Below are 9063 nucleotides of genomic sequence, written 5' to 3' on the forward strand. Positions count from 1 at the left end.
CCCGGGTCGACGACGCCAGGAGCTGCGGGGGCCGCCGGCGCTAGGAGCGCTGGTCGCCCGCGGGGAGCGCGGGCGCGACGGCCGGCTCGGCCGCGACGTCGTCGGCGGGTCGCCGGCGCAGGAGGGGCGTGCGATCGCTGCACCGCGTCTCGAACGCGGCCATCGCGAGCATGACGGGCAGGACGAGGACGGGCAGGAGGAGAGCGAGGTAGGCCATGGGCGCGCTTCCGTGCGTCGTGCACGGCCGGTGCGTCCACCTCGCCCCGGCCGTCGCGGGTCTCCCCACGTCGACGAGGGTGGTGCAGGTCACCCCCGCCCGCATCCTCGACGCGCACCTCGTCACGACACGGTCGGGTAACGCCACCCGTCCGCCACCGTCGCGCGCGCGGGCGGCTGCCGTGCTGTGCTGTGCCGCATGGCTGACGCAGACATCTGGGACCGGATCCGCAAGGCGCGCGACTTCGCCCTCGAGGCGGAGAAGAAGGAGCGCGAGCGCATCGCCGAGGCCGACACGGCCGAGCTGCAGCAGGCGGCCTCCGTCCGCCTGGCGACGCGCCAGTCGGTGCGCGAGGCGCTCGACGTCGTCCTCGACGAGGACACCTCGCCCCCCGGCGCCGAGCGCGAGGCCTGAGCCTCCTCGCGAGCACCGAGCACCGAGCAGCGCCGGGCGCCGAGCCCGGCCGAGGGCCCCCGGGGCCGCCGACTGGCAGCCCCGGGGGCCCTCGCGCACCCTCGGGGCGTGAGCGCCCCCGCCGTCCTGTGGTTCCGGCGCGACCTGCGCCTCGGCGACAACCCCGCGCTGCTCGCGGCCCGCGAGCGCGGGGGCGAGGCCGGCGTCCTGCCGCTCTTCGTGCTGGACCCGGCCGTCTGGGAACCCTCGGGTGACGCGCGCCGCCGCTTCCTCGTCGGCTGCCTCGAGGCGCTGCGGGCGGCGACGGGCGGGGCGCTCGTCGTCCGCCGGGGCGACCCGCGCGAGGTCGTGCCCGCCGTCGTGCGCGAGGCCCGCGCCGCGTCGGTGCACGTGGCCCGTGACGTCGGCCCCTACGGGCGCCGCCGCGACGACGCCGTGCGCGAGGCCCTGTCCCGGCTGCCCGGCGGGGAGGGCGGCGACGGCGAGGGGGTGCCGCTCGTCGAGGACGGCACCGCCTACGCCGTCGGGCCGGGGCTCGTGACGAAGGACGACGGCTCGCCCTTCCAGGTCTTCACGCCCTTCTCACGGGCGTGGCGCGCCCACGGCGTGCCCGACCCGGCGCCGACGCCCCGCGCGCTCACGTGGGCCCGCCTCGACGGGCCCGACGACCTGCCGGCGGCGCCCGACGTCGACGCCGACCTGCCGGTGCCCGGGGAGGAGGCCGCCAGGGCGGCGTGGAAGGCGTTCCGCGACGAGCGGCTCGAGCGCTACGCCGACGAGCGCGACCGCCCCGACCTCGACTCGACGAGCCGCATGTCCGCCTACCTGCACCTGGGGTGCGTGCACCCCCGGACGCTCGTGCAGGAGGCGACGGCCCGCGGCGGGCCGGGCGCCGAGGCCTACGTCCGCGAGCTGTGCTTCCGCGACTTCTACGCCGACGTCCTGTGGCACCGGCCCGACTCGGCGCGGGAGGCCTACAAGCCCGAGCTCGCGGGCATGGAGCACGACGACGGCGAGGAGGCCCGGCGCCGCGTCCGCGCGTGGGAGGAGGGTCGCACCGGCTACCCGGTCGTCGACGCCGCGATGCGCCAGCTGCTCGGGCAGGGATGGATGCACAACCGGATGCGGATGCTCGTGGCGTCCTTCTACGTCAAGGACCTCCACCAGCGCTGGCAGGGCGGCGCGCGCTTCTTCCTGCGCCACCTCGTGGACGGCGACCTGGCGTCCAACAACCACGGGTGGCAGTGGGTCGCGGGCACGGGGACCGACGCCTCGCCGTACTTCCGCGTGTTCAACCCGGTCACGCAGGGCAAGCGCTTCGACCCCCGCGGGGACTACGTGCGGCGCTGGGTGCCCGAGCTGCGCGACGTCGAGGGCGCCGCCGTCCACGAGCCGTGGGCCCTCCCGGGAGGGACGCCCGAGGGCTACCCCGAGCGCGTCGTCGACCACGCCGAGGAGCGCCGGGTCGCCCTCTCCCGCTACGAGTCCGTCCGGGGCTGAGCCGCCGGACCTCGACGGGCCCCTCTCGACGGGCCCCTCTCGACGGGCCCAGCGCGGCGCCCCCGCCTACCGTGCGCGCATGACCGACCTGGACGGCGCGCGCGTGCTGGTGACGGGCGCGAGCGGGGGCCTCGGCTCCCTCCTCGCGGCGGGGATGGCGGAGCGGGGGGCCGCCGTGGCCCTCTCGGGGCGCGACGAGGGGCGCCTGGAGGCGCTGGACGTGGACGCCGCGGCCCGCCTGCCCGCCGACCTGCGGCAGCCGGGGGCGCCCGAGGAGCTCGTCGGCGCGGCCGTCGACGCGCTCGGCGGTCTCGACGTCCTCGTGCACGCGGCCGGCGTCGTGGCCTTCGGCCCGGCGGCGGAGGTCGACGACGACCTCGTCGACGAGCTCCTGCTGCTGCACTACCTGGCCCCCGTGCGGCTGCTGCGCGCCGCCCTGCCCCACCTACGCGCCTCGGCCTCCGAGCGCGGCGGCTCCGTCGCCGTGATGCTCAGCGCCGTCGTCGCCGAGCAGCCGGTGGCGGGGATGGCGGCCTACTCGGCGGCGAAGGCGGCGCTCACGGCCTTCGACGCCGCCGTGGCCAAGGAGCTGCGGCGCGACCGGGTGCGCGTGCTCGACGTCCGCCCGCCGCACACGGAGACGGGCCTCGCGACCCGGCCCGTGGCGGGGCAGGCGCCGAGGCTGCCCACGGGGCTGGAGCCGCAGGCCGTCGCCGACCGCGTGCTGCGCGCCGTCGTCGAGGACGAGAAGGACCTGCCCTCCTCGGCGTTCGGGTCACGCTGAGCGCGGGCGCCCCCCGGACGGGCATACTGGTTGAACGCGAGAGCACCACGGCGGGGTCGTCCAGCAGCGGCGACCGCCGGAGCGGAGGGCGAGCCATGACGACGACCAGCGACACCACGACGAGCGATCGCGGCACCGACGGGACGGGGGCCGACGGGGCGGGGGCCGACGCGCAGAGCACGAAGGGCGCCTACGTCACGGCGGGCCAGGGGTTCCAGCGGGACACGGCCTACATCGAGACGCGCATCACCCGCGACGGGCGCGACGGCTACCCCGTCGAGCCGGGCCGCTACCGCCTGGTCGCCGCGCGCGCGTGCCCGTGGGCGCACCGCTCGATCATCGTCCGGCGGCTGCTCGGGCTCGAGGGCGTCATCTCCCAGGGCATCACCGGCCCGACGCACGACAAGCGCAGCTGGACCTTCGACCTCGACCCGGGCGGCGTCGACCCCGTCCTGGGCTACGAGCGCCTCCAGCAGGCCTACTTCGCCCGCTTCCCCGACTACCCCAAGGGCATCACCGTGCCCGCGGTCGTCGAGGAGAGCACCGGGCAGGTCGTCACCAACGACTTCCCGCAGATCACCCTGGACCTGTCCCTCGAGTGGGGGGAGCACCACCGCGACGGCGCGCCCGACCTCTACCCCGAGGCGCTGCGCGCGGAGATGGACGAGGTGATGCAGCGGGTCTACACCGAGGTCAACAACGGCGTGTACCGCTGCGGCTTCGCCGGCTCGCAGGAGTCTTACGAGAAGGCCTACGACCGCCTCTTCACCGCGCTCGACTGGCTGGAGGAGCGCCTGGCCGACCGCCGCTACCTCATGGGCGACACGATCACCGAGGCGGACGTGCGGCTCTACACGACCCTCGTGCGCTTCGACGCCGTCTACCACGGCCACTTCAAGTGCAACCGCAGCAAGCTCAGCGAGATGCCGGTGCTGTGGGCCTACGCCCGCGACCTGTTCCAGACGCCGGGCTTCGGCGACACCACCGACTTCGCGCACATCAAGGCGCACTACTACGTCGTCCACGAGGACATCAACCCCACGGGTGTCGTGCCGAAGGGGCCGGACCTGTCCGGCTGGCTCACCCCGCACGGCCGCGAGCAGCTGGGCGGCAGCCCCTTCGGCGACGGGACCCCGCCCGGGCCGGTGCCCGAGGGCGAGCGCGTCGACCCGGCGCACACGCCGCTGGGCTGACACCTCACCGCGAGCGGTCGCAGCGGTGGACCGACGACGCGCCGGACGGCGTCGCGGGTCCACCGCTGCCCCTCCCCGGGGAGATCGGGCCCGTCCCCGTCCCTCGCCCGGGGCGCGCCGTCAGGCGGGGGCGGTGTAGCGGCGGAACTCCCGGGCGCGGAGCGCGAGCGCGCCGGTGGCCACGACGACGAGGAGGCCGCCGAGCCCGACCGCGGCGCGGGCGCCGAGGAGGTCCCCGGCGGCGCCGTGCACGAGGTCGGCCAGGCGCGGACCGCCGACGACGACGACGGTGAAGACGCCCTGCATCCGGCCGCGCATCTCGTCGGTGGCGGCGGTCTGCAGGATGGCGCCGCGGAAGACCATGCTGCCGAGGTCGGCGGCGCCGGCCACGGCGAGGAGCACGGCGGCCACCCACAGCGACGTCGTCAGGCCGACGGCGGCGACGGCCGCCCCCCAGAGCGCCACGCTGGCCAGCACGAGCGCGCCGTGGTGCCGCATCCGCACCACCCGCCCGGAGAAGAGCCCGCCGAGCAGCGAGCCCACGGGGATCGCGGCGTAGAGCACCCCGAGCGCGAGGCCGCCGCCGGCGGGGCCGCCGTAGACCTCGCGGGCCATCTCCGGGAACAGCGCCCGCGGCATGCCCAGCACCATCGCGAGGACGTCGGCGAGGAAGGACACCAGCAGGACCTGGCGGGTGCCGATGTAGCGCAGGCCCTCGAGGACGCTGCCCGCGCCGGCGCGGCGGCCGGGCTCCCCGGTCACGGGCATCGCGGGCAGGCGCAGGACCAGCGCGAGGGCGGCGAGCAGGCCGAGCGCGTCGACGAGGTAGAGCAGCGGGAGCCCGACGAGGGGGATGAGGGCGCCCGCGAGCAGCGGCCCGGCGACGGCGCCGACCCCGAAGACGGTGGTCGACAGCGCCATCGCGGCGGGCAGCTGCCGCGCCGGGACGAGGCGCGGCACGGCGGCGCCGCGGGCCGGCGCGTAGAGGCCGAAGAAGGCCTGCTGGACGACGACGAGGCCGAGGAGCACGGCCAACGACTCCACCCCGAGCCCCGCGTGCAGGGCGAGAAGGGCCGAGGACGCCGCGATGCCGGCGACGCTGACGGCCATGAGGCGCCGCCGGTCGACGACGTCGGCGACGCTGCCGCCCCACAGCGAGAACACGACGAGCGGCACGAGGCCCGCGGCCGAGGCGACGCCCACCCAGGTCGAGGAGCCGGTGATGCGGAAGACCTCGAACGGGACGGCCACCGCCGTCAGCTGGCTCCCCACCGCGGAGACCGCGCTGGAGGTGAGCAGGCGGCGGTAGGCGGGGACGCGCAGGGGGGTCGTGTCGAGGAGCACGCCGCGGAGGGCCACGTGCCGACCCTAGGTCGTGGCCCCGGGCACCCGAGAGGAGGCGCCTGCGGGTCAGCGCTCGGGTCGAGCCACCCGGGCCGTGCGGCTACCCCGGCTCGCCGCGCGCCTTGCGGCGCCCGATGACGACGAGGTCGACCACCGCCACGACGGCGAGGACGACGAGGACGACGACGAGCCCCGCGGGCGCGCCCACGGCCCCCGCCCACGCGGCGCCGCCGGCGCACACCACGAGGCCGAGCGCGGCCAGCACCGCCCGGAGCGTCAGCGCACTGTGCGCGGGGGCCGCGCCGCCGATGCCGTAGCGCGGTTCGAGGGGCTCGCCGCCCCCGTGCGTGGTCGGGTCGGACGGTCGCCGTCCGCGGGGCCGGTCGGGCTGGTGGTCCGCCATGCGTCCACCGTGCGCGCCGAGCGGCGACCTGTCCTGTCGGGGCGTCGTGCTGTCCCTCGTCCTGCTCGTCCTGCCCGGGGCCGCCCCGCGTGAGCGGCGGGGCGGCCCGCGCCGCTCACCAGCGGTGGTGGACGACCTCGCGCAGGTGGGTGTCGTAGACCCGCTCGAGGGCGGCGAGCTCGTCGGCGGTCAGCGGGTCGAGCTCCGCCGCCGCGGCGTTGGACCGAGCCTGCTCGGGGGTGCGGGCGCCCGGGATGGCGCACGTGACGCCGGGCTGGTCGAGCACCCAGCGCAGGGCGAGGGCCGCCGTCGGGACGCCGCGCGCCGCGGCCACCTCGCCGACCTCGGCCGCGGCCCGCAGGCCGAGCTCGTACGGCACGCCGGAGAACGTCTCCCCGATGTCGAAGGCCGCGCCGTCGCGGTTGTAGGACCGGTGGTCGGTCTCGGCGAAGGTCGTGCTCTCGTCGTACTTCCCGGTGAGCAGGCCGCTGGCGAGCGGGACGCGGGCGAGGACCCCGACGCCGGCCTCCGCCGCCGCGGGCAGCACCCGCTCGAGCGGCTTGCGGCGGAACGCGTTGAGGATGACCTGCAGGCTCGCGAGGTGCGGCCGCGCGAGCGCCGTCATCGCCTCGTCCACGGTCTCGACGGACACGCCGTAGGCCGCCACGAGGCCCTCGTCGACGAGCGCGTCGAGGGCCTCGAACACGGCGTCGTCGGAGAAGACGGCCGTCGGCGGGCAGTGCAGCTGGACGAGGTCCAGGCGCTCGACGCCGAGGTTCGCGCGGCTCCGGGCCGTCCACGCCCGGAGGTGGTCGGCGGTGTACTGGCCCGGCTCGTGGGGGTCGGCGCGGCGTCCCGCCTTGGTGGCGACGAGCGGGCGGTCGCCCTCGGGGAGGTCGGCGAGGAAGCGCCCGATGAGCTGCTCGCTGCGGCCGTCGCCGTAGACGTCGGCCGTGTCCAGGAGCGTCACGCCCTCGTCGACGGCGGTGCGCAGGACGGCGAGCGCGTCGTCGTCGCGCACCTCGCCCCAGTCGCCGCCCAGCTGCCACGTCCCGAGCCCGACGACGCCGACGTCCCTGCCCGTGCGCCCGAGGCGCCTGCTCTCCATGGCGGGGACGGTAGCCCCCGGGGGTGGCGAGGGCGGGTGGCGACGGAGGGTGGCGAGGGCGGGTGGCGACGGAGGGTGGCCAGGGCGGGTGGCGACGGAGGGTGGCCAGGGCGGGTGGCGACGGCGGGAGGTGGGGCGGGGCGCCGAGTCGGTGGCCCGGCGCCCGGGAGGGTGCCCCCGAGAGGATTCGAACCTCCGACACACGGTTTAGGAAACCGTTGCTCTATCCCCTGAGCTACGGGGGCCCGGGGCGCGGGAGAGCGTAGCGGGACGGCGCTCCTCGGTGCCGGGGCGCCGGTGGGCGGGCGCCGGGTCGCACGCCCGGGGCGGAGCGGCCAGGGTGGAGGTGAGCGCGGGCGGCGCCGCGGCCGAGGGCCGCGGGCGCGCCGGGGCGGGAGGGCCGACCTCCGCCGCGGAGGCCCGCGACGCGGACGAGACCGAGGAGGACCGATGGACCTGCAGTGGCTGGCACCGGCGTTCGAGGCCGAGGGGCCCCTCGCCAGCGTGACGCTCGACGTCTCGCGCACCGACGCCTCGGGCGAGCACGAGGTGGAGCTGCGGTGGCGCGAGCTGCGCCGCCGCCTGGAGGAGCAGGGCGCGCCCGAGGACGTCCTCGACCTGCTCGCCGAGCGCGCCACGGCGCCCAGCGGGCGCCACGACACGGGCGACGGCTCGGGCCGCACGGTCGTGGCGGGCGCCGGCGGCGTCGTGCTCGACCTCGTGCTGCCGGCCGCGCCGGCGCAGGACGAGGCGTCGTGGGGGCCCGTCGCGCACGTGCTGCCCGCGGTGCGCGCGGCGGCCGGCTCGACGCGCTACCTGCTCGTCGCCGCCGACCACGACGGGGCCGACCTCACCGTGGCCGTGGGCTCCGGCGTCACGGCGGCCCGTCCCGAGGGCGGCGACGTCGTCGTCGGCTCGACCGTCGACGACGTCCAGGCCCGCGAGACCTCCGGCTCCGACGACGACGTGCTGCACAAGGTGCCGGTCGGCGGCACGGGCGAGTACACGCACGAGCGCCGCGTCGAGGACTCCTGGCAGCGCGACGCCGCGGCGGTCGCCTCGGACGTCGACGACCTCGTGAGCCGGTACAAGCCCGAGGTCGTCGTGCTGACCGGCGACGACAACGCCGTCTCCCTCGTCCGCGAGCGCCTCGGCGGCGCGGCCGCGGGCATCGCCGAGGTCGTCCAGGGCGGCGGCCGCGCTGACGGCATCCGCTCGGAGGACTTCGCCCGCACGCTCGGCGAGGTGCTGGCACGGGTCCAGGAGCGGCGCCTGCAGGAGGTCGTCGACAGCTACTCGCAGGCCCGCGGCAAGGACGCGGACGGCGCCGACGGGCTCGACGCCGTCGTGCAGATGCTGCAGCGCGGCCAGGTGCAGGACGTCCTCCTGCGCGACGACCCGAGCTCGACGTGGACCCTCTGGGTGGGCCCGGAGGCGCTGCAGCTGGCGCAGAGCCGTGAGGACCTGCTCGAGATGGGCGTGGCCGAGCCGGTCGAGGTCCGGGCCGACGCCGCGCTCGTGCGCGCGGCGGTCGGCGGGGCGGCCGGCCTGGTGCTCGTGCCCGGCACCCGCCAGGACGAGAGCGACCCGCTCGAGCTCGGCGACGGCGTCGGCGCCCTCCTGCGCTGGTCGGACCAGGGGACGCCGGGCGGCGGCGCGCCGACGATGACGGGCGACAGCGAGCGCCTGCGCGACGTCGGGGTCTGAGCGCCCCACCCGGAGGACCGACACCCTCCGCCGGAGGACGTCGGTCCCCGGACGGCCGGCGGCAACCCGGACACCTCGGGACGACACACCGGTCCGCGGCCGAGGAAGTTGACGGTTGAACGGCGCCTGTCCATCCTTGCGCCTGCAGTGCCCACCGCTGGCCCCCCCTGCGCGGTGGGCACTGCCTCCAGCCCCCGCCCCTCCCGCCCGGAGGGAGCCCACGAGCGCCCCGCGTCCGACCGGACGCGGGGCGCTCGTGCGTCCGCCGCCCTCGCGGCCCGGGGCGCCGGGAGGGCGCCTCTGCTCGGCTAGCGTGCGCGCGTGCCCGACCCGACCCGCGCCTCCCGGTCCCCGCGGCACGGCTCCCGCCTGCGCGCGCTGCTGCGCCGCGGG

The 9063-nt window shown here is 77.4% G+C and carries 9 protein-coding genes and 1 tRNA gene; 5 read left to right on the forward strand and 5 right to left on the reverse strand.

Translation table 11 applies throughout. From position 1 onward, the window contains the following. Nucleotides 1-40: 40 nt before the first annotated feature. Complete coding sequence (locus HLB09_RS09360) at nucleotides 41-217, reverse strand: hypothetical protein (protein ID WP_171203121.1); 177 nt, start codon at nucleotides 215-217, stop codon at nucleotides 41-43. A gap of 198 nt (nucleotides 218-415) precedes the next feature. On the opposite strand from HLB09_RS09360, the gene HLB09_RS09365 reads away from it, so the two are divergent. From HLB09_RS09365 to HLB09_RS09380, 4 genes are all read left to right on the forward strand, one after another. Then, on the forward strand, nucleotides 416-631 hold the full coding sequence (locus HLB09_RS09365) for a hypothetical protein (RefSeq protein WP_171203122.1): 216 nt from the start codon (nucleotides 416-418) through the stop codon (nucleotides 629-631). Between the two features lie 108 nt (nucleotides 632-739). After that, nucleotides 740-2131, forward strand: coding sequence for a cryptochrome/photolyase family protein (locus HLB09_RS09370; protein ID WP_171203123.1), 1392 nt, complete (start codon nucleotides 740-742; stop codon nucleotides 2129-2131). A gap of 79 nt (nucleotides 2132-2210) precedes the next feature. Beyond that, the gene (locus HLB09_RS09375) at nucleotides 2211-2915 is read left to right on the forward strand and encodes an SDR family NAD(P)-dependent oxidoreductase (RefSeq protein WP_171203124.1); all 705 of its coding nucleotides are present in this window, start codon (nucleotides 2211-2213) and stop codon (nucleotides 2913-2915) included. Between the two features lie 95 nt (nucleotides 2916-3010). Then, nucleotides 3011-4108: a glutathione S-transferase family protein gene (locus tag HLB09_RS09380; protein ID WP_171203125.1), complete on the forward strand. Its 1098-nt coding sequence runs from the start codon at nucleotides 3011-3013 to the stop codon at nucleotides 4106-4108. Nucleotides 4109-4228: 120 nt separating this feature from the next. Here HLB09_RS09380 and HLB09_RS09385 read toward each other — a convergent pair whose 3' ends face one another. From HLB09_RS09385 to HLB09_RS09400, 4 genes are all read right to left on the reverse strand, one after another. Then, nucleotides 4229-5467: an MFS transporter gene (locus tag HLB09_RS09385; protein WP_171203126.1), complete on the reverse strand. Its 1239-nt coding sequence runs from the start codon at nucleotides 5465-5467 to the stop codon at nucleotides 4229-4231. 85 nt (nucleotides 5468-5552) lie between these two features. After that, nucleotides 5553-5855 carry a DUF6343 family protein gene (locus HLB09_RS09390; protein ID WP_212770827.1) on the reverse strand — a complete coding sequence of 101 codons (303 nt, stop codon included), beginning with the start codon at nucleotides 5853-5855 and terminating at the stop codon, nucleotides 5553-5555. Nucleotides 5856-5970: 115 nt separating this feature from the next. Further along, on the reverse strand, nucleotides 5971-6963 hold the full coding sequence (locus tag HLB09_RS09395; protein WP_171203127.1) for an aldo/keto reductase: 993 nt from the start codon (nucleotides 6961-6963) through the stop codon (nucleotides 5971-5973). A 172-nt stretch (nucleotides 6964-7135) separates the two neighbouring features. Then, nucleotides 7136-7208, reverse strand: a tRNA-Arg gene (locus HLB09_RS09400). A 205-nt stretch (nucleotides 7209-7413) separates the two neighbouring features. Between HLB09_RS09400 and HLB09_RS09405 the strand changes: the two genes are divergently transcribed. After that, entirely contained in the window at nucleotides 7414-8670 is a 1257-nt protein-coding gene (locus tag HLB09_RS09405; RefSeq protein ID WP_171203128.1) for a baeRF2 domain-containing protein, read from the forward strand. The last annotated feature ends 393 nt before the right edge of the window (nucleotides 8671-9063 follow it).

The sequence above is a fragment of the Pseudokineococcus marinus genome (assembly GCF_013004605.1).
In the GTDB taxonomy this organism is placed as follows: Bacteria; Actinomycetota; Actinomycetes; order Actinomycetales; family Quadrisphaeraceae; genus Pseudokineococcus; species Pseudokineococcus marinus.

Coding starts and splice junctions, on each gene's coding strand:
- HLB09_RS09390 (WP_212770827.1), bottom strand. CDS start 5,855: ATGGCGGACCACCAGCCCGACCGGCCCCGCGGACGGCGACCGTCCGAC.
- HLB09_RS09365 (WP_171203122.1), top strand. CDS start 416: ATGGCTGACGCAGACATCTGGGACCGGATCCGCAAGGCGCGCGACTTC.
- HLB09_RS09395 (WP_171203127.1), bottom strand. CDS start 6,963: ATGGAGAGCAGGCGCCTCGGGCGCACGGGCAGGGACGTCGGCGTCGTC.
- HLB09_RS09375 (WP_171203124.1), top strand. CDS start 2,211: ATGACCGACCTGGACGGCGCGCGCGTGCTGGTGACGGGCGCGAGCGGG.
- HLB09_RS09360 (WP_171203121.1), bottom strand. CDS start 217: ATGGCCTACCTCGCTCTCCTCCTGCCCGTCCTCGTCCTGCCCGTCATG.
- HLB09_RS09380 (WP_171203125.1), top strand. CDS start 3,011: ATGACGACGACCAGCGACACCACGACGAGCGATCGCGGCACCGACGGG.
- HLB09_RS09405 (WP_171203128.1), top strand. CDS start 7,414: ATGGACCTGCAGTGGCTGGCACCGGCGTTCGAGGCCGAGGGGCCCCTC.